We start from the raw sequence: 21,959 nt of genomic DNA on the forward strand, positions 1-21,959 counted from the left end.
ACGATTTTCGCCCGGATCCTGCACGCATGGTGCACGGATGCGATTTTCGTTGGTCTGCCCCCGCGCCAAAGCGCGGGGGCTAAGCTGCGTCAACAGCTTGAGCCGCGAGCTCGCACTCGCACGGATGAACCGCCCCGCACCTCCGGCCGGAGGCGGGGTCACAAGACTGGAAACTCTGATGGAGTCAATTCGCGCCACCACGCCCGTCGCCCCGTATCTGGGCGGCAAACGCAAGCTCGCCGCCCGTGTCATCCAGCGTCTCTCGGAGATCCGCCACGAATGCTATGTCGAGCCCTTCATCGGCATGGGTGGCATTTTTCTGCGCCGGCCGTGGCGCGCGGACATCGAGGTGATCAACGATATCAGCACCGACGTCGTGACCCTGTTTCGCATCCTGCAGCGCCATTACGTCGCCTTCCTCGACATGCTGAAATGGCAGCTAACGAGCCGAGCGGAGTTCGAGCGGCTGCGCCTGGCGGCGCCCGACACGCTGACGGATCTGGAGCGCGCTGCGCGCTTTCTCTATCTGCAGCGCACCGCCTTCGGGGGAAAGATCGCCGGCCGCACTTTTGGCGTCACCTTGAGCGGCGGGGCGCGGTTTGACATCACCCGGCTCGCCGCAGTGCTGGAAGACGTTCATGAGCGCCTCGCCGGCGTCGTCATCGAGCGCCTGCCCTATCACGAGCTGATCGCGACCTATGACCGGCCCGCGACCCTGTTCTATCTGGATCCCCCGTATTGGGGCTGCGAGACCGATTATGGCGAAGGGGTGTTCGCGCCAGCGGATTTCCAGCGCCTGGCCGAGATCCTCGCGGGCATCAAAGGCCGTTTCTTGCTCTCCCTCAACGATACGCCGGAGATTCGGGCGATCTTTGCCGCCTTCACGATCGACGCGGTAGAGGTGGGCTATTCGGTCAACGGCAAAGCCCAGAGCGTGGCAGGTGAGGTCTTGATCAGCAATCAGGGTGCCGGCGGCTCGTTATTTGGGTGAGTGCGTCCCCTTGGGTGGTTGTTGCAGATTCTGCAACAACTCATTTGGCGACCATCTCCCACTGGTCCGCATCAATGTCCGGCTTCTTCCATCCGATCACCAACCCATCGCCGCCGATCTTCATGATGATATAGTCGCCGTACCCGTTATCGTTGACGCACAGAATGGAGTTAGGGACATAATATCCCTTCCACTTAGCCAGACCTGCGCCAGAGGCATCAAGCAACCAATACCGGCCGTCGTCGCAGACCTTATAGTGAATATCCGCCGTGGTTCCGGGCGGCCAGTCGATAACGCGCCCCGTTTCCAATTCGATGACCGGGCACCATGCATCTCTCTTGCGGCGAGGTATGTTGCCATCCTCGTCAACTTCACCGTTTAGAGTGGAGCCCTCCCAGTAGCGCACGCCAGCCTCTACCTCGATATAGCGGGCTCTCTCGATGCTCATGGTGTGGACTGCCTCTCCTTGATAGCCTCGTTCAGCAGATCGCGTATCTGGACAAGATCATCTCCCGTCACGATCACAGAAGCATCCTCATTGTAGGCGAAGGTCACGCCGAAGCGGCCTATGCGAGAGACGACGAGAGTTTCGCGCTCTCCGCTCATGTTGCACGGGAAACTGAGTTTCGTTGATGTTTCGCTCATGGTATGGACTGCCTTTCATCGAGCATGACTATCTTGCAACCTTCCCTCTGCGGTGCGCGGGCGACCCAGCTCTGCTCGAACTCGGCGATCTCCTCCGGCGTCAGCCGGCGCGCCATTACGACCGCCATCTGTGGCGGAAGCACCGTACCATATAGCGCTTTCGTATAGGCGGCGATGGCATTGGCTATACGCTCTGATTTGGTCGGTTCGCTGTAGCGCTCCAGATCAAAATCGCAATCGAAGGCTTCCTCTGCCAGGCGCAGCGCCTCGGTATGCATTTCCTCGGGCGTCATGCTCAATTCTGGACCTCATTTGTCACCTGGCGCTCGATGATACGAGCGAAGTAATAGGGCACCTGTTCGATTGCGATCGTCGAGGTAACTATGGTTCCACCCCCATCCCGGCCGACCACGGGATCTGCGTCGATTATCTTGGTCGCCTCGACGGCTTCTTGCAGTGAAACGTCGCTCAGGTCAGGCATCGTGAAGCAGCCGAGCCCGTTGATAACGAAATAGCCGGCGCACAGGCGCCGATTGATATCTAGGGCACGCTTGCGGGTCATGCTCATGTGATGTCCTTTGTGTCAGGGATAATCGCATCAACCCAAGTCACAAAGCGCGCTATGCATTCATCGCGATCTTTGCGCCATTCGTCGGCAGTGAAGCCGGTAAACCATTTCTTGGTTCCATCCGGGCTTTCGGCCTGGACGGAGATGGATTTTGGGCGCTTGTCGCTTTCACTCATGATACGGACTGCCTCTCATGTTTTTGGGCCTCAAGCCCGGTCGCGAATAGAAGGCCGACATCCAGCTTCCCGGTTGCTTCGAGCATGCATTGCGCCATGACTTTCATGGACTCGTACACTCGCTCTCCGGGCTGCGGGACTTTGATTTCTTCCTCTGGTGCCGCCCACCCCATCAACTTGTGCTTAAAGAAGTCGCCCATCCTGGCCGCTACGGAACAGTTGGCCTTATCCTTGCCGTAGGTTGTCACATGCTCGCCGTGCGGCTCATGAGCTTCGCCAACCCGGCGAGCGATCACTACCACCTGGTCATAGCCGTATTCGTCAGCAATAATCTTCGCGGCTTTGATCGGTATGCGCTTCATTCGGCTCAATTGTTTTCTCCGTCTGTCAGGGCGCGCCGGTCAATCTCCGCGACAAGCGCGGCCTTGGCCAGGCGTATGGACACCTCATCAAGTCCTGTGATCTTTGCTGCGCGCTTATAGGCCGCATCATCCAACTCCCTTGGCATCAGCACGCTGTCAGACGCGGCGAGGTAGGCATCGATGGCGGCGCGGATGACCTTTCGAAGATTAAGGCGACCGTCGATAACGACCTCGGTTAGGTCATCGTCAGGCGTAAGGCTGTCGCCAGTCGGGCCTGCAATGAAGCAGTCCCCGTCGCGTTCGATCTCGGCAACCGCAGCCCGCGCCGCGCGCTCGATTATGGTCGGGATGCCGCTCATGGTGTGGACTGCCTTCCTTTTTTCATCGCCTGCCCTTCGGCCCAAACCTGCTTGAAGTGATCAAGCAGGCCGGCGCCGGCAAGATAGGTTTCCATATGATCGACATACTCAAGCACGGCAGTGATGTCGCGCTTTAGGGATCGGCTAATATCGTTTTCCTCGTCGGTCATGACAGTCTCGCGCAAACCATCTAGAATTTCGCTCATGATTTTGCCTTTCTACCAAAAATAGGTTGATCGCGCGGCCCGAGCTTCCGATAGGCCGTGGACGGGCTGATCCCGATCTTCGCCGCGGCGGCATTGCCGGTCAGCGCCGGGTCCAGCCAGATCGCCAGCGCGGCCTCCTTGGCCTTCCCCGTGAGCTTCGTAGGCGTGCCGCCCAGGCGGCCGGTTTCAGCCCGCCGGACGCGCGCCTTGGCCAGCGCAAAGCTGCGGGTCAGTGTCTCGGCCCGGTTGCAGAAATCCACCACAGCCAGCGCCTCAGGGCTCCACGGTATGGCCTGCCCTGTGCTGGCATCGAACACCGCGCCCTCGCGCCTGCCGATGGCCTGCAGCACCTCGAAGACCGCACCACGCGAACCGCCCAGGACTGCCGGCGATGCCACGGCAAGCTCATCGCCCGGTCGCATGGCGCGCAACGCCTCGGCCAGATCGGGCCGAGGTTCGGCGCCAGACTTTCGCCGCTTCTGGGCACGGTCACACCACACGGGGCCTTCGTCGCTAAAGTCATCGATGCCCGCGCCGCGCAGCGCCTCCTTCTGCTCTTTGAGGCTTGGCAAACCCGGCGCTTCGTTCATGTATCCTAGTCGCACTATCTCGCACCTGTTGTCATGTTGACAGAATGACATAACAGATGATAGATTGCAATCATGATCAAGCTCACCACCCATGCCGAAGAAATGATTGCCGACCGGGGCATCGCCCTGGCATGGGTTGTGAGCGCGATCGAGGCCCCGGACTCCCGCGCCGTTGACCCGCGCGACCCGAGCCTGACCCGTTCTTATCGGAAGATTTCTGAGGCTGATGGGCGTATTCTCCGGGTTGTTCATCGCCCGGATGGTGCCGATATTCTGGTGATCACGGCGTTTTTTGATAGAGGAATGAAGCTATGATCTCGACCAACTACGACCCCGAAGCGGACGCCCTCTATGTGCAGATCGCGCCAAAGGGAACGCCGGTTGCAGAGACCCGCGAGATTGAACCGGGCGTGATCCTGGACGTTGACGCTAAGGGCTCCGTCATCGGTATCGAGGTGTTGGGCGTGCGCGCTCGGTCCGCTGGTACGCCGGCTGCCGCTGCCTGATTCCGCTAAGTGAGGCGACGGAAGCCGGTAGGAGATAATCCGGCCCTGCTCACCGAATCGAGGGGTGGCTACGCACAGCAAGCCGAAAGGTTGTCCCGCTGCCAACGTCACAATGCCACAGCGATAGTCCATGACTGCAGCCGCACTATCTGCCGTCGCCTCGCTTAGCTGAATCGAGTCCCACAACTGCCCGGAGCCGACATGGTAACTCTTACGGACGTCAGGAACATGACCCTCTGCCAGCCGGGCGTAATCGGCGCGCGAGTTTCTGACGAGACGGCCAGGTGCATCACGGTCGAAGTATGGCTTGAAGAGGAAGCCGCAATCGAGCGCTTGCGGCAGACCTACTACAACAATTTACCTCTCGGCATTTCGCCAACTGTCCGCATTATGGATGGCCCCGTGCCTGCCGATGCGCTGCCGTCTCGGCGCGATCTTCCGGCGCCTTACATCGATGTGGCTGCTGAACCCGGGCACCAGATCGCGATCAGCGGCCCTCCTGAATCCTCCTAATCCCCGAGCTACTTTTTGTGAGCAAAAAGTAGCAAAAAACTTTTTAAAACTTTTCTTTCACATTGCGTCTCTGCACGCGAATCCCACGAACAAAAAGACTACCCGGGCGTCTATGCCTCTTTCCGAACCGGCCCGGCCGGCGTGCCGGCGAGGAACGCTTCGATCTGTGGCCGGTAGGCATCCGGCATTTTGTGCGCGTAGATCTCGACCTGGTCGACGCTCTGCCAGCCGCCTTCGTTGCGCAGCAGCAGCAGGTCCTTGTGCAGGCAATAATGCCAGGTGGCCCAGGTGTGGCGCATGTCGTGCGGGGTGAATTCAGAGGTCCAGCGGCGCTTCGGTTTTCCTGTGACGCGGTGCTTGTACTCAACCCACTGGCCGGGCAGGCCGGCATGGCGGCAGGCGATCGCCCAGCCGGTCTTGATCTGCCCGCCGGCCTGGCGGTCATTGTTGTGATAGGCAGCGGCCTTGATCACTACCCTGCCAGCCTTGTTGCGGACTTCTCGGGTCAAAAACACATTGCCGCAGCGGTGCGGAATCGCGCTCAAGCTGGCGATCGCCGCCGGCGGCAGGTCGTAATGGCGTTCACGGCCGTTCTTGGTATCGCGGAACACAACGCGGCCAGCGAATAGATCAACGTCCTCCCACTGCAGCTCGAGCGCCTCGGAAAGGCGTGCCCCGGTGAATAGGCAGAAGGCCAGCAGCGGGCGCAGATGCGGCGCCGCATGCTGGATCAGCGACGTCGCCTGGTCGGGGCGTAGGAAGGCCACACGAGAAGGCGGCTGGACGGGGATGTCGAATTTCGGGACGTCGCACCATTTGCGCTTGGCGGCATGGTTGAGCACGGCGCGCAGCGGGGCGAGCACGGTGCGCAATTTGTTGGCGTTGGACGCGTTCGCCGGCAGCAGTACCTGGTAGGCACGGTCGAGCGCTTCCTGGTCGATCTTGTCGAGTGTCGTGGTCTTGAAATGCAGCAGCAATGCCTTGAGGCGCTTCTGATCGGGTTCGGACGGCTGATGCGCCTGAATGAAGGCGGTTACGGCGCGTGGGAAGGGGACCGCAGCCTTGGTGCCAAAGACACTACTTTGCCAGAGCTCGGCCTCGCGGAGCGCGCAATAGGCTTTGGCTTGCTCGGGGTCAGCAGTGCCAGTGCTTTCGTAAACTCGCTGTCCGCGGACGGTGCCGCGGGCATAGAAGACGGACGTGCCAGGGCGCTTGACGGCTTTGATGCCTGTTGATCCGGGCATGCGAGACTCTCCACGATCCGGGCGATATCAGCCTCGGTGAACAGATATTTGGCGCCAATCCTGCGGTATGTCGGACCGCCGGCGAAACGTGGCACAGCCTTGATGTGGGCGACAAGCTTTGTCTTGCCGATCTTGCCTTTCAGCCGCTCGCACACCTGGGCAAGGGTGAGCAGTTCGTCGGTCATGAGCTGAGCGCCGTGAGGACCATGGAGACCGCAACTGCGACCAGGGTGGCGATGGCCAGGGCGCCCAGAATCATCTCGCTGGTTCCCCCGAACATCGGGCTGTCAGAAGGCGTGTGAGGTTCCTTGTCGATCATGCCAAAGCCTTCTGCGCTTCCGTAATCAAAGTTCAACATTGGCTGGCATCATCAAGAGACTTTCCTAAGAAGGCTTCGCGCTCTGTGTGGCGGCGGATAATTGCTGATGGCGACCTCGGTCTGGAGACTATTGGTCAGGCTGCGCACACTATAATTGGCGTGGTGCCAGTCGCGCAGGATGTCGGAATAGACAGTACCTCGTGCCATTGTGATCAGGACGCGACACCGCACATCTCTGAGGGCCCTGGCGAGTTCCTGATGCTCCTCATCGGTCATATTGACCGCATACATAGTCTCGTGGCCGTTCAGCGTATGACGCGGATAGGGGGGGTCGAGGAACAGCAGAGCCTCGGCTTGATCGGCGAAGGCGGCGACCAGATTGATGATGTGTCGCCGATGGATATGGCAGCGGCGAAGCCGTTGCGCGACGGACACCAACCGATCTGGAATGCCGATCCAAGTGGTGCTGAGCGACGAGCGTCCTTTATCAAGTCGCCAGCTGGCACGCCGATGTTGCTTGCCGCCGAAGCTCATCCAGGACGCGACCAGAAATTGCCATGCACGAAGAGTGGGATCTGGCGCCTGATCGGCGTCGCTGGACCAGACGAGGTCTCTGCATGTGATGAACTCTTCCTGCGCGTATGGGGTCATCTCGACCATGCGACATAATTTTGCCAATTCATCATCATCGCGCAAAACACGGAAGAGATTGACCACGTCGCCGTTCGCATCGTTTAGATGTTCGGCTGGATGCGGAGGCTTTGCCAGTGTCATGGCCGCTGTTCCAGCAAAACCCTCCACCCACACGGCCGCGTCCATGGGAAGAAAAGGCAGAAGTTCTTCAGCAACGCGTGCCTTACTGCCGAATTGCCTATGAGCTGTCGACACGCCCATCACGACACCTCGAAGCAGCCATTGCCGCCCTGCTCTTCATGCGTGAGCATGGCTGCGCGCGGCGAGTTGGGGTTTGTGCACACATGGAACTCGGCCGGCGCCGAGTAGTTGAGGAGCTGACGGAATTTGCAGCCGTCGAAGCAAAATTTCTGCCCTTCCTGGCGCTCTTCGTTAGGGGGATAGTCGGTCGGCAGTTTGGGGGTCAGCGCGTGGAAACGTGCAATCTCGGCGTTGGCCCTCTCCGCGCGTTCAAGCTGCGCTGCTTTCTGCTTGGCCTTATAGTCGGAAGTGTCGAATCTTTTTGGATCTTCCTTGGGCTTCGTCAGAAGCCCCTCATGGATCGTGACGTCATAAGACGACTTGTTGATGACGATGAACGCGCCAGCGCCATTCGCTTTGGTCTGGCCCGTCAGATACTCCCATGAGTTGAAGCGCTCGCCAGGCTCCAACACCGTCACGAAAGCCCACTTTTTTTTCAAGGCTTTGGCTTTGGCCTGTACTGCTTCCATCTGCAGCGCGATCGCCGCCTTGCGGTCGGCAAAGTATCTGCTGCCCTCAATCTCGACCAGCTCGAGGGCAGACGCCTCGACATCGAACAGCGCGTCTTCTACGTCGATCAGCGTGCCGCGCAGTTCGTACGTGATATCCTCGACAGAGATCTTTCCCGACTCATCATAATCGTCCGTCGCGCGGTCGAGGATATCGACCTGGATGTCAGCAGGCGCGGTGGTCAGCAGCCGCGCCGCCTCAATGGTTATCTTGCCAGAGGTCAGAGCCTCGCGTGCGGCCGGCGCGAGCTTGTTAGCCAATGCCAGGCGCTGGTACACATAGCGCGGCGTGCGGCCGATCTTCATGGCGATCGCCTGGGCGGTCCAGGTTTTGGGGTCGATCCGCTGCAGCTGCACGAAGGCATCGGCTTCCTCGAGCGGCGCCACGTCCTGTCGCTGCAGGTTTTCCAGCAAAGCCAGTGCAAGGTGCGTGCCGTCATCTGCCTCGATCACGCGGCAGGGAAGGGGCTGGCCCCAACGGGCTTGGTCTATTAGCAGGCCGATTGCGCGATACCGGCGCTCGCCCGCCACAAGGATATAGCGGCCCTCTGGCCCAGCGCGAACCACGAGATTCTGCAACAGGCCGTTCACGGCGATGCTCTCGGCCAGCTCCTCGAGTTCGGTCTGGTCGAACGTCTTGCGCGGGTTCAGGCTGGAACGGTCGATCAGATCATAATCGACCAGGCTTATGCCGGTGTCATTGGCAGCAGCGACGGCGGGGACATTCAGCATGACGAGCGCTTTCTTGATGCTGGTGCGGTTCAGGTTGAATTCCGCCGCCAGCATGTCTTGTGTGATGGCTGGATCTGCGCGCTTGCGCGCGCAGATCGCCTGGATCACCTCTTCGGTCAGCTTGGGAACAGCAGCCATGAGGGTGGTCCTTTCAGGCTTGATTGGCGTGGGGGAACGGCCAGCCGTCGATCACATTGACGGTGCCGGTCGGAAGGTCGGACGCAGGATCGCCGCCGCGGACGATGTCCGCCACCGCCTTATCCAGGATTTCCGTCATTACATCCTCGATGCGTAGCAGCTTGAAGCCGAGCTTCAGTTTGCCGTCGGTTAGGCGGTAGCGGAAACGCGCCGGGATTTTGAAACGGGGCGAGCCCTGGATCGGCGCGATCTGCAGCGTGAACTCCGTGGGAATCGCGATCTGGCCGGGGCCGACTTTGGCATCAACGCTCTCGATGTTCGTGAACTGAACCTGTCCGCTCGACAGGTTCAGCGCCGACTTGAAATCGACGGCGCGCGTCGCCTGCAGATAGGTGACGATCTCAAGCATCTCGGCGCCCGGGGGATTGTAAATATCCTGCAGATTTTCTTCGATGAATTCGGCGAAGGCGTCCTGCGGCAACATGGTGCCGTCGATCTTGTGCCACTTGGTCCATTCAGGGGTTTCGCGAAACTCAACATAGACCTTGAAGTCACGGTGGCCTGGCCCGGCATCGCCATTGTCGTTGAGGATCGCCACCATCCGTGGCTTCAGGATATTGGCGTCAAGATAGACGTTGGTGTTGCCGGCATCCTTGTTGTGGTAGATGAAGCTGTTCAGGGATTCGATGTTGAATACCGTGATGCTGCCGGCCTTGCGGCGCGGTGTCGCGGGCGGCCGGACGAGATCGAGATTTATGATCTCGGGTTTGCGGTTTTCCGTGCCGGGAATGAACAGCAGGTTGGCATCTGTCACCTCAACCTGGATCGGTTTCAGGGCATCCTGGGCGACCTCAATAATCGCCTGTACGTCTTGCTTGTCGGTCATAAAAATCCTCGGCTGTTAATGTGGAAGAAGGGATGAATGCCGGTCAGGCGTTGCCGACGTCGCGCAGCTCGCGGCGTTGCGAGATTTCGCTGAGCGGAAGCTTGTGCTGCTTCGGGTCTTCGCGGATCAGGTTGTTCTCCGGGCTCGCGAAGAAGATGCTGCCGCCGATCTTCGGCTTGGGCAGCTTCGTTTTCAGCTCGTCCGTAACCATCAATGCGCCAGCGCCGGCGTTGGCGTTTTTAACAGTGATGGTGAGGGTTAGTGTTGATACCCCCCCCCTCAGTCATCACGGCAGCCACGCACTCCTGTAGGGCGTCGCTCAGTTCGTCATGCAGCACGCCATTGCGCTGCTCACGTAGAAAATCCAGAAACGGGCGGGAATTCGCCATTCTTCGTCACATCCTTTGCTAATTTGGCCGTGCGTGGCCGGTGAAGAAAAAGCTCGCTGTGAACGCCGTTCACTGAGGCCGATCATCTGGCGATTGTTCCATTTCTGCCGCTGTGCGCAGGATCGAGCCTGGCGCGGACAGCGCGGCATAAAGCGTTCGTCCATCCGGGGTTTTCCACCAGCCATCGAGGCGCAGCGTTTGATGGGTGCGCGGGTCGCGGATAAGGGAACAGGGCGCGGCGGGGTGAAAGATCAGTTCGCCGGCGATGGTTGGGGGAAAAGCTCGGATGGCCGGACGGGGCAGCACATGGTTCATAGCCGCACCAGTATGATGGCGAGGATGATGACCGGCGCCCAGGTAACGAGCGCAATGGAAAGGATGACGAGCAGTCCCCATTTCGAGTGCTCGATGCGCTCTTCGGTCTCCCGCGCGACCGCTCGCTCCAGGCACAGCGACATCTCGTTCATTGGCCACCTGTCAGGAGCCAGAGAACGAGCAATGCAGCGGCGATATACTTGGCAGAAAAGGCAATGATCGCACCCCCGGCGACGGAGGCCGCGGCTTGATGCTTATGGCGCCGGATGGTCTGCCAGGGTGTCTCAGCTGTATGGGCTGACGGGAGAAAACTGGAACGCATGAACGCCTCCATCGTGCGGAACGATGGTGAGCGTTAATCCATTATGGATTAGTTTGCAATCCATAATGGCGAAAAACTGAATCCAAAATGGATTCCATCTAGGCAAAAAAACGCCTTGTCGATGCCTAAAGTTGGGTTACATCTAGGTAACACTCTCTGACATTGCGGAGGTCTAGGGCTAATGAAATGAGGATTCGGCACTATAGGAATGGGGAGCAAAACCCCGGATCGCTACACTACAAGCCGTGCGTTAAAGCCGATTGTTGTCCGTGTTCACAGCCGTGTATTGCAGCTCTTCGCTCAATTCCGGGTGCTGAACCAATAGGGCCGCCGCCAAAGCCCGGTGGCATCCCGAAACGTCGGCTCTGAAAATATAATCCATCGTCACATGAAACCGGCGGCAGAAAGCCACAAGAATATAGGGGTCGGGCGACCTGTCGCCGGCTTCCCATTTTTGCCACGCCGCCTGATTTAGGCCGAACAACTTCGCCGTCTCAGTTTGGCCTAGATTGGCGTATTCGCGCACCCAGCGGATGCGGTTTCCGACGCCTTCCATATATGCGCGAGGGGTCTTTCGGGCGGTTTTCGGCATGGGGTTCTGTAACATTACGGCCTCTGCAACGTCGAACTCCAAAATGGATTGCGAAATAATCCAATCTGGATTATTTGGCGTGTCATGGGCCATGCTGAAATCATCAAACGACTCGGTACAGAAAACGTGAGAAAATGGACGGGCGCCACGGCCGCCAACATCTCGCACTGGCGCGCGCGGGGTATTCCTTCGCGGTTTTGGGCCATAATTGTCGAAAAATCGGCGATGCTCGGCGTCGATCTGGCGGTATCCGCGTCCGATCTTCAGGACGGTTACGCTGGTAAGCGCAAACTTCCCGGAGCCGAGTCGGATGCGATTCGCCGACGCGCAGCATGAGCAACCTTTCGATGGAATCAACCGTTCGCATGGAGATGCTTGTCCTCCTTTGCGCCGCAACAGTCACCCGGATTTAGTCCGGAGGTCAAACGATTTGGAGGATTATATGACGGAGCGACAGTTCGCACCTGCCGACTACAATGCCATGAAAACGGCGATGAAGCTGGTGATCGCCGATCTCGGCGGGATCGATGCGGCGGCGAGCTGCACGCGTGTCGGGCGTAGTCAAATCGCTGATTACGGTGTGTCCGGAAAAGACACATTCGCTCCGGCTGACGTGGTCATGGACCTCGAGCGAGTGGGCGGCACGCCGCATGTCACTGCGGCACTGGCGCGCGCTCAAGGCTATATGCTTGTCCCGATAGACATGCCGCGTGAGCGCGGGGTGCTGGCATCGCTGATGGCCGAGATCGGCCGGGATGTCGGCGAGTTGTTCGCCACAGCCGCCACAGCGCTGGCCCATGACAAGCTGACCGATCAGGAACGGCAGGATCTGCTGCGTGAGCTGGACACTTTGCGCCGCGTCAGCAGCGAGGCGTTCGCATTTCTGATGTGTGTTCCGGCGTAGCGTTAATGGACTGCAGCACTGAGATCATGACGAACACTGGCACCAGGCGCCGCGGCGCCATGACTGAGGATCGCCTGAGTCTCATGGTGTTGTTGCGTGCCCGTAAAACGCCGCCGGTGTGGCTTGAGATTTTGCGCCGGCTGAATGCTCTGCCGGGCGAGAGACTGAACAGTGTAAAGCATTTGATGAACACTTATGGGCGTCTGAAACGAACCGGTCAGATCGCCCACTACCATTCGCAAGCGCTCGCGTCTGCGAATACCGCGCCTGCGGCTGCCGGATCATCTCCGGCGGCGGGTGCGCTGACTAAGGACGTTTCCTCCCTGAACTCGCCTCCGGTTCCTAAAGAGCCGGAGGCACTTTTTCTGGATGGTATGATCCTTGTCAGCTATGAACATGCCCGCAAATGGGCGTGGCGGCAGGGACTTTGCCGAAAAGGCCATGGCCTCAACCTTATCGCTGTGAATGCGGCGCGGGTGAAGATGGGGCTAATAAAATTCTCCATCATTGGTGCGCTATGAACGATGACAGTTGGCCAGATCATCTGGTGCTGAAGCTGCGCGCGTTGTGGGCAGAGGGACTTTCTTCGTCCGAAATCGGAAGCCGGCTCAATAAGTCGAAGAATTCAGTGGTGGGTAAGGCGCACCGCCTCCATTTGCCGTCCCGACCCAGTCCGATCCGGCGTTCTGGTGAAGCGCGAGCAGTAAAGCCTGTAAAACTGGTCACACCGGGTCAATCTGCGAAGAATTGTGCCGCTGCGGTGCCGCCGTCCCTGATTGTGCCGGCCGTGCCCGTCGTTGCGCTTGCGCCGGGCCTAGTGCTGAGCGGACGCGCGGTGTCGTGCCAGTTTCCAATCGGCACACCGCGACAGCCCGATTTTCGGTTCTGCGAAGCCCCGAGCGAAGCCGGCAAGCCTTACTGCCAAGACCATTGCGCCATCGCCTATGTGCGAGCACCTGAGTCAGAAAGGGACGCGGCATAATGAACGATAAACTCCAAGAGGATGTCGCTAAACTCTCTGCCGCCGCGCAGAGGATTGTCGCGGGTGTCAGGGCTGCTTCGCCTGGGGTTGCGGATATTTACCTCTACCAGGCTTTAGCCGTCGCCGCCGGAATCATCCTGGCTGACGCGCTGTATCCGGAAATGCCGACGGTCGCGGGGTCAAATGCTGCGGTGTTTCTCGTGGCTGGCGTGCAGTTCGGCAGGGAACGCCGCACCGAAGCAGAAAAAGCAAGTTGCCACGGTGTTGCATGAGCGACGTGTTCAATGTGATGCGCATTCCGCCGAGCAACGTCCCGGCGGAGCAGGCGCTGCTGGGGGCGCTGCTGGCGAATAATAAGGCGTTCGAGAGCGTTGCTGAATTTCTGCTGCCGCATCATTTTGCCGACCCGGCCAACGCCCGGGTCTACGGCGCAATCGCCAGCAGGATCGCGGCTGGGCAGGTTGCTGATCCGGTCACGCTCAAGGCGGAGTTTGAGCATGCGGCCGAACTGGATGCTGTTGGCGGTCTATCCTATTTGGGTAAGCTGCTCGCTTCCATGATTGGGATCATCAACGCTGGGGATTATGGCCGTGCGGTGCATGACGCCTGGTTGCGGCGCGAACTGATCGCGGCCTGCACCGAGGCTATCAATCAGGCTTACGTGCCGACCGGGGTTAGTGGTCAGGAGGTACTTGAGGAACTGGATGGCGCGCTGACACGCGTCGCGGACGGCGCGGGCGAGGTCAAGCCGCTTTCGACAGCCGGTGATGCTGTGTCGCGGGCAGTAGTACTCTCGACCGAAGCGGGCGAGCGCGACAGTGCGCTGGCCGGTCTCACCACGGGGTATGCGGCGCTCGATCGCCTGACGGCCGGACTGATGCCGGGGCAGATGTATCTGCTCGGCGCGCGCCCGGCGATGGGTAAGACCGGGCTTGGGCTCGGGATCGCTGCGCGCGCCGCCAGTCATGGCGCCAAGGTCCTGATGTGGTCTGGTGAGATGGATGCGCCGCAGCTCGGCACGCGTCTTGCTGCCGCGCATTCGGGCATAGAGGTTGCTTCGGTGTTTCGTGGCAAGGGCTGGGAAATGCCGCCTGATCATGGTGGCAGACCTGTCTCGCGGAAACTGACGATGGATGAGGGGAATCGTCTCGTGCGCGCCGGGCGCGATGCGTATCGCCTACCGCTCAATTTCGACGATCGACCTGGTTTGACGGTCGCGGGCTTACGTGCCCGCGCGCGGCGCATGAAGCGCGGCAAGGGGCTCGATCTGATCGTGGTCGACTATATCGCCTTGATGCGCGCGACCGCCGCGGCGGAAAAGCAGAAGCTTTATGAGCGGATGACTGAATTGAGCCGGGATCTACGCATCTTGGCGGCGGAACTTCATGTTCCGATCCTGGTTCTTGCGCAGTTGAACCGCGCCAATGAAAGTCGCGAGAATAAAATGCCGCAGCTCTCCGATCTGCGTGATACCGGCGCGCTGGAACAGGACGCTTATTGCGTGATGTTTCTGCATCGCCCGCATTATTACCTGATGCAGGCTGGCGAACCCGTCCGGGCCCAGAAAGAAAGCGCCGAGGCGTTCCAGGAACGCTCGGATCTCTGGCACCATCAGGTCGAGTCAACGCGCGGCCTGGCGCTCGTCTCGATCGCGAAAAACCGTAATGGGCCGACCGGAATCTGCCGTCTGCGCTTCGACGCGGAGACGATCTGGTTTCGGGATGAGTCTGAGGCTGACAATGAAGCTGCCTGGGGCAGCGCTTTTCTGGGGGATGCGTAATGGCGAGAAAATGTGCGAGCGCGGCGATTTTGGACACGCTGCGCGATCCACGGGTCGTCACTCTGGCGCCAACGGCGCAGCTGGTCTGGATACGTATCGTCACGGCGATGCAGAACAGCGACATTTCGGTTTTGCGGTTTGGTTCTGACATCATGAACCAAACCGAGATCGCTTTGTTTATCCAAATCGCTGAAACCGAAATCGAAACCCATTTGAAAACCATCATTGATCGCGGCCTGCTCGCGCGCGAGGGTGATGGCGCGATCGGATGTCCGATGCTTCAAAAGGCAAAAACGCGCTCGGAAATCAACAGAATCAACGGCTCAAGCGGTGGTCGGCCACGAAAGGACGGAACCCCGCCGCAGCGGCAGCAATCCTTGCTGCTGCCTATTCCTGGCGGTGACGGAAAAACCAAAAAAACCGAAAGTGAAACCGAAATGCCAACCGATGCGGCGAAAACCCCTACTTACTTACTTAAAGAGTCAAGTAATGAGGTAAAAGTAAGTACCGTCTCGCAAGCCGAGTTTGCCGAGGTCGGTTATGCCGTTCTGGACGCGATGGGCATTGATCAGGCGAAAACCTTCGTGAATTTCGGGATCGTCCGGCAATGGCTGGCAGATGGGGCTGACAAAGCGATGATCCTCGACGTCGTGACTAGGAAAATGCGGCCCGGTGTCACCACGCCGAACTATTTCAGCAAAGCCATCGCTGAGGCGATCGCCGCCAGGCCGGCGAAAAAGCCTGAATGGGAACGCCAGTACGACGCGGCCATGGCCGATTGGGAATTGTGCGGCCGTGGCTTCGCGCCAATGCCAAACCTGCGTGATTTCAAGCCGGCGGAGGTCGCATGAGCGCTGCACTGAACGTCGTTCACGAAGTTTTCGCAGATGACTGGACTGAGCGGCTGATCATCGAGCGGCTCGAGGATGCTGGCCGGACATTGATTGCGATGAAGGACACAGGGTATCGTCCCGGTCTCGCGCAGCGGCAGCATGACGTGGTTCATGACATTTGGGATGCGTATAATTGGACCATTCCTCCAGAGCTGAGGTTGCCGCGGCCGGGAATTGAAGAGATCAAGCGAATGGACGAAGCCTATGGATGGATGAAATTCATTCCGTCCGGTCAGGTGACGATGCGGCGTATCGTGCAGGCGAGATCGCTTCGGCATCCGCTATCGGATCGTTATCTGTTTTCATGGCGGCGCTTGGCAGATGTTTTGCGTCTGGACCATAAGGCGGTGCAGCGTGTTCATGCCAACGGCATCAGGAACATTTTAAAAGGGCTTTAAAAATAATTTCAAAGAGGCTTCCGAATCGCCCCAAAATATCCGATAGAAATTTCTAGTGGTTCGGAGATGCGCCACTCGATGTTGTGAAGCTTGTTGTTCAACCCGCCACCGAAAGGTCCGGCGGGTTTTTTATTGGGAAAACCTTGGCCGAGTTCATTTCCTTCAAAGGTGCGACAGATGCACTGGCAGGCGACCTGAAGAAGCAATTCAGGGATGTGCTGCCATTCGCGGCGGTCGTCGCACTGTCTCGTTCCGCCGTCATCGCGCGTGACGAAGTGAAGGATGACATGCGACGCGTGTTCAAGAACCCAACGCCGTATGCGCTCGGCGCTGCGCGCGCTAAGCCCGCAACCAAGCAAACGATGGCCAGTGCGGTCCTGCTTCGCGATTTCGGTGGTACGCCGGCGGAGAACTACCTCGGTCCTGAGATCGAAGGTGGTGATCGTCATGTGAAGGCGAGCGAGAAGGCGCTGCGGATCGTGGGCATTCTCCCGGCTGACAAGTTCATTGCGCCGGGCAAGGGTGCGAAGCTGGATCAGTACGGCAACCAGTCGGCCGGCGAGATCGTGCAGATCCTCTCGGCGCTCAAGGCATTTTCGCAGGTTGGCTATGTCGCCAACCGTTCCACACGGCAGAAGCTGGCCAAACGTCCTCGGCCCCAGCGGCAGTTCTTTGTGGCCAAGAGCCGGATTACCGGTGAACCGCTTGGGGTCTACGAGATAGTCGGGACGCACAAGGTCGCACCTGTCATGGCATTCGTACGGGCGCCGACCTATCATGAGCGGCTCGACTTTTACGGGCTGGTACAAGCCAAAGCCCAGGCCGCATTCCCCGCGCAACTCGACGCCGCGCTCACACAGTTTGGTACGAAATGATGCGGCAGTCTCTTCCATCATTGCGCAATAATATTGCGTATTTCCACGGGTCCCTTCTGCATAGGGCGCGCTCCAGGGGTAATTCGCACCCCGGTTGGGGGCGCGCTTTGCTCGGTCAAAATCCCGTTTTTGTTGGGTTTTCAGTTGGCGCTTGAAGTCAACATGAGAGAGCTGGCGCAGATGCTGCGCTGCTCGCTGCCGACGGCGCAGCGCCTGGTCGAGCAATACCCGGATCTGCCGGTGCTCGAGCGCGGCGGCCTGGGGAAGTCGTGGCGCTTTGACGGCGAGGCGGTGATCGAGTTCCTGCAGGCCAAGCGTGCCGAGGAAGAGGCCAAAGATGCCGAGCGCAATGAGGCGCTGGCGCAGCTGACGTTGCCGATCGGTCGCAAGAGCGAAGCGGGCGCACCGATCTCGCTCGATGATGAGATCAAGGCCGCGAAATTGCGCCAGCTCCAGCGCGACGAATTGCGCGAGATGCGCTTCCTCGTCCAGACGGCGGAGGTACGGACGGCGCTAGAGCAGGCGCTGCGGCGCTTCGGCCAGATGCAGGCCAGTGCGGTGACGCGGGTTTGCCGGGCGCATAATTTACCGGAGGCAGTGCAGCGCGCCCTGGAGCGCGAGTTCATGGACGTGCGCAGCGCGTTCGTGCGCGAGACCGAAGCCGCCTTGGAAACGGATGGGGCCGATGAGCCAGCCAGCCTTTTCGGTTAGCGCCGGCTACTACCCGGCGGCCCAGCTGGTCGCCGAGGCGCTCAAGGCATTGCTGCCGCCCGAGCCGGCGAACGTTGCCGACTACGCGGCCGCCCGTCGCTATCTCAGCAATGAGGGTGGTGGTTATGTTGGGCGCTGGAACCATGACCAGGCGCCCTATCTGATCAAGCCGATGGAAGAGCTTTCCAACCAGGAGTTCCTGACGGAAGTCATCGTCGGTCCTGGCCAGTGTGGGAAATCGGAGATCGGCCGTAACTGGCTGTTCACCACGGCGCTGTGCGACCCGGCGGACATGCTGTGGTATTCGGGGAGCGAGCCGCAGGTCTCCACCGAGTCGAAAATCAACATCACCCGGATGATCAACGATCATCCCGAGCTGCATGCCCTGCTGCGGGATAACAGCCTGTTCTTCAAGCGCTTCGGCTCGATGTCCGTGCAGTTCCTGGCCGGCATCATGAGCAACTTCACCATGAAGTCGGCGCCGCGGATCCTGGCAGATGAATGGGATCTGATCTGCAAGGGCGTGCCCAACGCGAAACCGCTGCTTGACGTCCGGCGCCAAACCTTCGGCGCGCAGTCCAAACTGGTCGCGCTGTCCCACCCGGATCTCGCCAACGGCTTGGAGACGAAGGATTGGAATGCCGGTATCATGGAGCTGTACCGCGACAGCGACCAGCGCAAATGGTTCTGGCAGTGCCCAAGCTGCGGCGCCTATAGCTCGCCGAATCCGACCGCGTCGCGCGTCATGACCATCGACTATGATGCCGCCGCACCGGATGACGAGATCCGCGACATGGCGCGGCTGTGCTGCCCGGTGAATGGCTGCATCATCGAGGACAGCCAGCGCTACGCGATGAACCTCACCGGCAAATGGGTCGGCAAGGGCCAGGACATCGATGAGGATGGCACCGTCACCGGGGCACTCGTGCAGCGCGACACCGCCGGCTTCTGGATCGTCGGCGCGATGTCCCCGTTCATCCTTGGGGGGATCGGCGGGCTCGCGGTGGCGCGCGCCCGGGCAGAACGGAAGTTTGCACGCGACAATGATCGCAAGGCGCTGGCCGAGGTGCTCTCCAAGCAATGGGGCATTCCACTCGCGCGCTCGCGGAGCAGCGAGACGATCGATGCGACAGTCATCGCCGAGCGGGCCGAGCCGGATCTGACCTTGGGCATCGTCGCGAACGGCGTTCGCTTCATCACGGTGATGATCGACGTCCAGATCAACCGCTTCGAGCTGCTCGCGCGCGGCTGGTGCGAGGGCGGCGGCAGTGTCGTCATCGACTTCCAAACGATCCCGGCCACGCCCGGCACCAGCGCCGCCGATTGGGATCGGGTGCTGACGATCGCCACCGAGACGGCCTGGCCGCTCGAGGATGACATGAGGCGTGGCATGAAGGCGGTCGCCGTGGGATTTGACTCCGCCGGCGCCGCCGGTGTGACGCTGCAATCCTATGAGGCGTGGAAACGGCTGAAGGCGCGGCGGGGTGCGCGGCTGCATGGCCGGATCGACGGCCGCCCCGCCTGGTCGGTACTGCCGATGAAGGGTGCGTCCACCCTACAGGCGCCGCGGCTGCAGGTGGTGTATCCGAATGCCCAGCGCACCGATCGCTTTGCCCAGGCGCGAGGCGAGGTCCCGCTCGGAATCTTCAACCCGAACAGCTTCAAGGATGACCTGGCCGCGCAGCTGATCCTCGGCGACGGCGCAAACTGGTCGGTCCGATTCCCCAAGGCGCTGGCGGCGGACGCGCCGCCCCATCCCTGGTTCGAGCAGCTGGTGGCCGAGGAGCGGGACGCGAACGGCAGGTGGAAACCACGCCAGGACGGCACGCGCAACGAAGCGACCGACCTGATGGTGGGCACGCATGTGCTGGCCTTCATGATGGGAATCAACCGCATCAAATGGGAGGCTCCGCCTGTCTGGGCGCGCGACTGGAAGAGCAACTCGCACGTGATCGCTGTGGCCGCGGCCGCCAGCGGCGAGCAACGCGCGGCGGCGGCGGCGACCACGGCAGCGTCGCCGCCGCGAGAGGCGACGCCGGCGACGGCTTCGGCGGTTAAGAGCCGCTTTAAGATGCCACCGCTGAAAATCATCAACTCCGTGCCGCTGAAGCGCTGATGTCCGGCATCAATCCTCCCGGCACCTATACGATCACGCTGATCCCGCCGATGCAGAGCATCACGCCGGGCATCGGCCGTCGCTATCGCGGGCCCTTCACGGGCTACCCGGTGGCGATGCTGCAGGCCGCGCTGACGCAGGCGCAGGACGCGCTGATCGCGGTGATGACCGGCAGCAAGCCGGTCAGCGTCAGCTACGCGGAGGGCACGGGACAGCGCCGCGTCGAGTACGGCAAGACGAACGCCACCGACCTGTATCGTCTGATCGCCGAACTTGAACGTGCCTTGGGCATCACCCGTCGTCGGCCAATTTCGTTTCGGATCTGAGCCGTATGAAAAAATCGGGCATCATTGATCAATCGGGCCGGGACATCCCGAGCTCGGTGGTGGCCGCCGTGCGGAAGCAGGCAGGACGCCCGCGCGCCGGCGTGATGGGGCCATCGCGCTCGCCTTGGCCTTACGATGCGACGATGCTCTACGGGCAGGAAGTCGGGGATTGGTTCCCCTACAACCAGTCGCCTGACAACGAGATCAACATCGACGCCGATCTTAACCGGGCCCGGCACCGCGATCTCGTCCGCAACGATGGTTGGGCCAGCGGCTCGATCGCACGGATTGCCGACGGTATGGTCGGCAGCAACTTCCATGTTGTGCCCGAGCCGAACTGGCGGGCGCTGGCATGGCAGTTCGGCCCTGCCTTTGATGCTGCCTGGGCGGCGCAGTTTCGTAGCGCGGTAATGGCAGAGTGGCGTACTTGGGCCGACGATCCGCTGTTCTTCTGCGACGTGAAGCGCTCGATGAGCATGACGCAGAATTTCTATCTGCTTGCCCGGCACAAGCTGATGGATGGCGATGCGCTTTGCATGCCGCTCTGGATGCCTGAACGTGTCGGCTACGGCGCGGCCCGCTACGCCACAGCGATCCAGGTTATCGACCCGGACCGTCTCTCGAATCCGTATGAGATGATGGACACGCACTTCATGCGGGGTGGCGTCGAGGTCGACAATTACGGCGCGCCGATCGCCTACCACATTCGCCGCGCACACCAGAACGATTACTATGACACTGGCCTATCGATGATCTGGGATCGGTTTGAGCGCGAGACGGCATGGGGCCGCCCGCTGGTCATCCATGATTGTGATCGCGATCGCGCTGACCAACACCGCGGGGTGGGCATCCTGACGCCGGTGCTGGCGCGCTTCAAGGTTCTGGCCAAGTATGACCAGGTTGCCTTGCAGGCGAAGATCATGAAGACCGTCTTAGGATTCTTCCTGAAATCGCCATTCGACTCAGAGCAGATCCGTGAGGCGATGCAATCGGGAGACGACGAGACCGAATTGCGCCTCTCTGGCTACCAGAAGATGCGCTACGCGCTCGGCCAGGAAGGTCTGCAGATCAACGGCATGGACGTGAAGACACTGGCGCCTGGGGAGGATGTGGTAACTACGTCCGTGCTTGGGGATGCGGACGATTTCGATGTCTTCGAGCATACCGTGCTGCGTAGCATCAGCGCCGCCACGGGGGAGAGTGCTGAGGAGATTTCGAAAGACTACAGCAAGACGAATTACAGCTCTGCCCGTGCGGCCATGCTGAGCGTATGGCGTACGATGCTTCGCCGGCGGGCGAACTTCACAACCGGCGTGGCGACGCCGATCTATGTCTGCCTCCTCGAGGAAATGTTCGATCAGGGCAAGCTTCCGCTGCCCGATGGGGCACCGGACTTCATTGCCATGCGCGCCGCATATGCCCGCTGTTCTTGGATCGGGCCGGGACGTGGCTGGATCGATCCGGTGAAGGAGCGTGCCGGCGAGCTCATGGGGCTCGATGGCGGGTTCGGCACGCTGAAGCGGACCAGCGCCGAGATCAACGGCGCCTGGTGGCAGGACGATGCCGACGAACGAAAGGTCGAGCAGGAATATTTTAAAGACCAGGGCATCAACCAACCCGACTGGCAGCGCGGCGGCATCGCCGAGCAGATCGCCCGGACACCGGAGCCGCAGTAGACC

At 60.4% G+C, this 21,959-nt stretch carries 35 protein-coding genes; 17 read left to right on the plus strand and 18 right to left on the minus strand.

Annotation, left to right across the window (positions count from 1 at the left end):
• The first annotated feature begins 178 nt into the window (after positions 1–178).
• Entirely contained in the window at positions 179–991 is an 813-nt protein-coding gene (locus tag VNC39_RS01430; protein WP_325395448.1) for a DNA adenine methylase, read from the plus strand.
• A gap of 40 nt (positions 992–1,031) precedes the next feature.
• On the opposite strand, the gene VNC39_RS01435 is transcribed toward VNC39_RS01430, so the two are convergent.
• Genes VNC39_RS01435 through VNC39_RS01475 form a run of 9 tightly spaced genes read right to left on the minus strand, consistent with a single transcriptional unit; the run spans position 1,032 to position 3,897 of the window.
• Positions 1,032–1,439, minus strand: coding sequence for a hypothetical protein (locus tag VNC39_RS01435; RefSeq protein ID WP_325395450.1), 408 nt, complete (start codon positions 1,437–1,439; stop codon positions 1,032–1,034).
• The gene (locus tag VNC39_RS01440; protein WP_325395452.1) at positions 1,436–1,636 is read right to left on the minus strand and encodes a hypothetical protein; all 201 of its coding nucleotides are present in this window, start codon (positions 1,634–1,636) and stop codon (positions 1,436–1,438) included. Before VNC39_RS01440 ends, VNC39_RS01435 begins: the two co-directional genes overlap by 4 nt.
• Positions 1,633–1,935, minus strand: coding sequence for a hypothetical protein (locus VNC39_RS01445; protein ID WP_325395454.1), 303 nt, complete (start codon positions 1,933–1,935; stop codon positions 1,633–1,635). Before VNC39_RS01445 ends, VNC39_RS01440 begins: the two co-directional genes overlap by 4 nt.
• On the minus strand, positions 1,932–2,204 hold the full coding sequence (locus VNC39_RS01450) for a hypothetical protein (protein ID WP_325395456.1): 273 nt from the start codon (positions 2,202–2,204) through the stop codon (positions 1,932–1,934). Before VNC39_RS01450 ends, VNC39_RS01445 begins: the two co-directional genes overlap by 4 nt.
• The gene (locus VNC39_RS01455) at positions 2,201–2,380 is read right to left on the minus strand and encodes a hypothetical protein (protein ID WP_325395458.1); all 180 of its coding nucleotides are present in this window, start codon (positions 2,378–2,380) and stop codon (positions 2,201–2,203) included. Before VNC39_RS01455 ends, VNC39_RS01450 begins: the two co-directional genes overlap by 4 nt.
• Positions 2,377–2,751 (minus strand): hypothetical protein, encoded by a 375-nt coding sequence (locus VNC39_RS01460; RefSeq protein ID WP_325395460.1) that lies wholly within the window; start codon positions 2,749–2,751, stop codon positions 2,377–2,379. The genes VNC39_RS01455 and VNC39_RS01460 overlap by 4 nt, the downstream gene beginning before the upstream one ends.
• Positions 2,748–3,101: a hypothetical protein gene (locus VNC39_RS01465; protein WP_325395462.1), complete on the minus strand. Its 354-nt coding sequence runs from the start codon at positions 3,099–3,101 to the stop codon at positions 2,748–2,750. Before VNC39_RS01465 ends, VNC39_RS01460 begins: the two co-directional genes overlap by 4 nt.
• The gene (locus VNC39_RS01470; protein ID WP_325395463.1) at positions 3,098–3,307 is read right to left on the minus strand and encodes a hypothetical protein; all 210 of its coding nucleotides are present in this window, start codon (positions 3,305–3,307) and stop codon (positions 3,098–3,100) included. The genes VNC39_RS01465 and VNC39_RS01470 overlap by 4 nt, the downstream gene beginning before the upstream one ends.
• A complete protein-coding gene (locus VNC39_RS01475) occupies positions 3,304–3,897 on the minus strand; it encodes a hypothetical protein (RefSeq protein WP_325395465.1) in 594 nt (197 codons plus the stop codon). Before VNC39_RS01475 ends, VNC39_RS01470 begins: the two co-directional genes overlap by 4 nt.
• Positions 3,898–3,969: 72 nt before the next feature.
• Between VNC39_RS01475 and VNC39_RS01480 the strand changes: the two genes are divergently transcribed.
• The 3 genes from VNC39_RS01480 to VNC39_RS01490 all read left to right on the plus strand — a co-directional run bounded on the left by VNC39_RS01480 (position 3,970) and on the right by VNC39_RS01490 (position 4,916).
• The gene (locus tag VNC39_RS01480; protein WP_325395466.1) at positions 3,970–4,212 is read left to right on the plus strand and encodes a DUF4258 domain-containing protein; all 243 of its coding nucleotides are present in this window, start codon (positions 3,970–3,972) and stop codon (positions 4,210–4,212) included.
• Complete coding sequence (locus VNC39_RS01485) at positions 4,209–4,403, plus strand: DUF2283 domain-containing protein (protein WP_325395467.1); 195 nt, start codon at positions 4,209–4,211, stop codon at positions 4,401–4,403. The genes VNC39_RS01480 and VNC39_RS01485 overlap by 4 nt, the downstream gene beginning before the upstream one ends.
• Before the next feature lie 228 nt (positions 4,404–4,631).
• A complete protein-coding gene (locus VNC39_RS01490) occupies positions 4,632–4,916 on the plus strand; it encodes a hypothetical protein (RefSeq protein WP_325395468.1) in 285 nt (94 codons plus the stop codon).
• 110 nt (positions 4,917–5,026) lie between these two features.
• Here VNC39_RS01490 and VNC39_RS01495 read toward each other — a convergent pair whose 3' ends face one another.
• The 9 genes from VNC39_RS01495 to VNC39_RS01535 form a co-directional block, all read right to left on the minus strand.
• The gene (locus VNC39_RS01495) at positions 5,027–6,160 is read right to left on the minus strand and encodes a tyrosine-type recombinase/integrase (protein ID WP_325395470.1); all 1,134 of its coding nucleotides are present in this window, start codon (positions 6,158–6,160) and stop codon (positions 5,027–5,029) included.
• Between the two features lie 181 nt (positions 6,161–6,341).
• Positions 6,342–6,479 carry a hypothetical protein gene (locus tag VNC39_RS01500; protein WP_325395472.1) on the minus strand — a complete coding sequence of 46 codons (138 nt, stop codon included), beginning with the start codon at positions 6,477–6,479 and terminating at the stop codon, positions 6,342–6,344.
• 51 nt (positions 6,480–6,530) lie between these two features.
• Entirely contained in the window at positions 6,531–7,373 is an 843-nt protein-coding gene (locus VNC39_RS01505) for a DNA adenine methylase (protein ID WP_325395474.1), read from the minus strand.
• The gene (locus VNC39_RS01510; protein ID WP_325395476.1) at positions 7,373–8,791 is read right to left on the minus strand and encodes a ParB/RepB/Spo0J family partition protein; all 1,419 of its coding nucleotides are present in this window, start codon (positions 8,789–8,791) and stop codon (positions 7,373–7,375) included. Before VNC39_RS01510 ends, VNC39_RS01505 begins: the two co-directional genes overlap by 1 nt.
• A gap of 13 nt (positions 8,792–8,804) precedes the next feature.
• Entirely contained in the window at positions 8,805–9,677 is an 873-nt protein-coding gene (locus VNC39_RS01515) for a DUF2303 family protein (RefSeq protein ID WP_325395478.1), read from the minus strand.
• A 43-nt stretch (positions 9,678–9,720) separates the two neighbouring features.
• A complete protein-coding gene (locus tag VNC39_RS01520; protein ID WP_325395480.1) occupies positions 9,721–9,888 on the minus strand; it encodes a hypothetical protein in 168 nt (55 codons plus the stop codon).
• Positions 9,889–10,135: 247 nt separating this feature from the next.
• Positions 10,136–10,381, minus strand: coding sequence for a hypothetical protein (locus tag VNC39_RS01525; protein WP_325395482.1), 246 nt, complete (start codon positions 10,379–10,381; stop codon positions 10,136–10,138).
• On the minus strand, positions 10,378–10,533 hold the full coding sequence (locus VNC39_RS01530; RefSeq protein ID WP_325395484.1) for a hypothetical protein: 156 nt from the start codon (positions 10,531–10,533) through the stop codon (positions 10,378–10,380). The genes VNC39_RS01525 and VNC39_RS01530 overlap by 4 nt, the downstream gene beginning before the upstream one ends.
• A gap of 420 nt (positions 10,534–10,953) precedes the next feature.
• The gene (locus VNC39_RS01535; protein ID WP_325395486.1) at positions 10,954–11,388 is read right to left on the minus strand and encodes a helix-turn-helix domain-containing protein; all 435 of its coding nucleotides are present in this window, start codon (positions 11,386–11,388) and stop codon (positions 10,954–10,956) included.
• On the opposite strand from VNC39_RS01535, the gene VNC39_RS01540 reads away from it, so the two are divergent.
• The 13 genes from VNC39_RS01540 (at position 11,380) to VNC39_RS01600 (ending at position 21,956) form a co-directional block, all read left to right on the plus strand.
• The gene (locus VNC39_RS01540) at positions 11,380–11,631 is read left to right on the plus strand and encodes a hypothetical protein (protein ID WP_325395488.1); all 252 of its coding nucleotides are present in this window, start codon (positions 11,380–11,382) and stop codon (positions 11,629–11,631) included. The two genes, VNC39_RS01535 and VNC39_RS01540, sit on opposite strands and share 9 nt — an antisense overlap.
• A gap of 106 nt (positions 11,632–11,737) precedes the next feature.
• Complete coding sequence (locus tag VNC39_RS01545; protein WP_325395490.1) at positions 11,738–12,199, plus strand: hypothetical protein; 462 nt, start codon at positions 11,738–11,740, stop codon at positions 12,197–12,199.
• A gap of 59 nt (positions 12,200–12,258) precedes the next feature.
• A complete protein-coding gene (locus VNC39_RS01550) occupies positions 12,259–12,720 on the plus strand; it encodes a hypothetical protein (RefSeq protein WP_325395491.1) in 462 nt (153 codons plus the stop codon).
• Positions 12,717–13,181 carry a GcrA family cell cycle regulator gene (locus VNC39_RS01555; protein WP_325395493.1) on the plus strand — a complete coding sequence of 155 codons (465 nt, stop codon included), beginning with the start codon at positions 12,717–12,719 and terminating at the stop codon, positions 13,179–13,181. Before VNC39_RS01550 ends, VNC39_RS01555 begins: the two co-directional genes overlap by 4 nt.
• On the plus strand, positions 13,181–13,453 hold the full coding sequence (locus tag VNC39_RS01560) for a hypothetical protein (RefSeq protein WP_325395495.1): 273 nt from the start codon (positions 13,181–13,183) through the stop codon (positions 13,451–13,453). Before VNC39_RS01555 ends, VNC39_RS01560 begins: the two co-directional genes overlap by 1 nt.
• A complete protein-coding gene (locus VNC39_RS01565) occupies positions 13,450–14,961 on the plus strand; it encodes a replicative DNA helicase (protein ID WP_325395497.1) in 1,512 nt (503 codons plus the stop codon). The genes VNC39_RS01560 and VNC39_RS01565 overlap by 4 nt, the downstream gene beginning before the upstream one ends.
• Entirely contained in the window at positions 14,961–15,812 is an 852-nt protein-coding gene (locus VNC39_RS01570) for a hypothetical protein (protein WP_325395499.1), read from the plus strand. The genes VNC39_RS01565 and VNC39_RS01570 overlap by 1 nt, the downstream gene beginning before the upstream one ends.
• Positions 15,809–16,252, plus strand: coding sequence for a DUF6362 family protein (locus VNC39_RS01575; RefSeq protein WP_325395501.1), 444 nt, complete (start codon positions 15,809–15,811; stop codon positions 16,250–16,252). The genes VNC39_RS01570 and VNC39_RS01575 overlap by 4 nt, the downstream gene beginning before the upstream one ends.
• 143 nt (positions 16,253–16,395) lie before the next feature.
• Positions 16,396–17,127: a hypothetical protein gene (locus VNC39_RS01580; RefSeq protein ID WP_325395502.1), complete on the plus strand. Its 732-nt coding sequence runs from the start codon at positions 16,396–16,398 to the stop codon at positions 17,125–17,127.
• Between the two features lie 162 nt (positions 17,128–17,289).
• A complete protein-coding gene (locus tag VNC39_RS01585; protein ID WP_325395504.1) occupies positions 17,290–17,838 on the plus strand; it encodes a helix-turn-helix domain-containing protein in 549 nt (182 codons plus the stop codon).
• The gene (locus VNC39_RS01590; RefSeq protein WP_325395506.1) at positions 17,813–19,954 is read left to right on the plus strand and encodes a terminase gpA endonuclease subunit; all 2,142 of its coding nucleotides are present in this window, start codon (positions 17,813–17,815) and stop codon (positions 19,952–19,954) included. Before VNC39_RS01585 ends, VNC39_RS01590 begins: the two co-directional genes overlap by 26 nt.
• Positions 19,954–20,280, plus strand: coding sequence for a gpW family head-tail joining protein (gpW, locus tag VNC39_RS01595; RefSeq protein ID WP_325395508.1), 327 nt, complete (start codon positions 19,954–19,956; stop codon positions 20,278–20,280). The genes VNC39_RS01590 and gpW overlap by 1 nt, the downstream gene beginning before the upstream one ends.
• Before the next feature lie 5 nt (positions 20,281–20,285).
• Entirely contained in the window at positions 20,286–21,956 is a 1,671-nt protein-coding gene (locus VNC39_RS01600; protein ID WP_325395510.1) for a phage portal protein, read from the plus strand.
• Positions 21,957–21,959: the final 3 nt, after the last annotated feature.

It is taken from the genome of Acidocella sp., from assembly GCF_035535915.1.
GTDB lineage: Bacteria > Pseudomonadota > Alphaproteobacteria > Acetobacterales > Acetobacteraceae > Acidocella.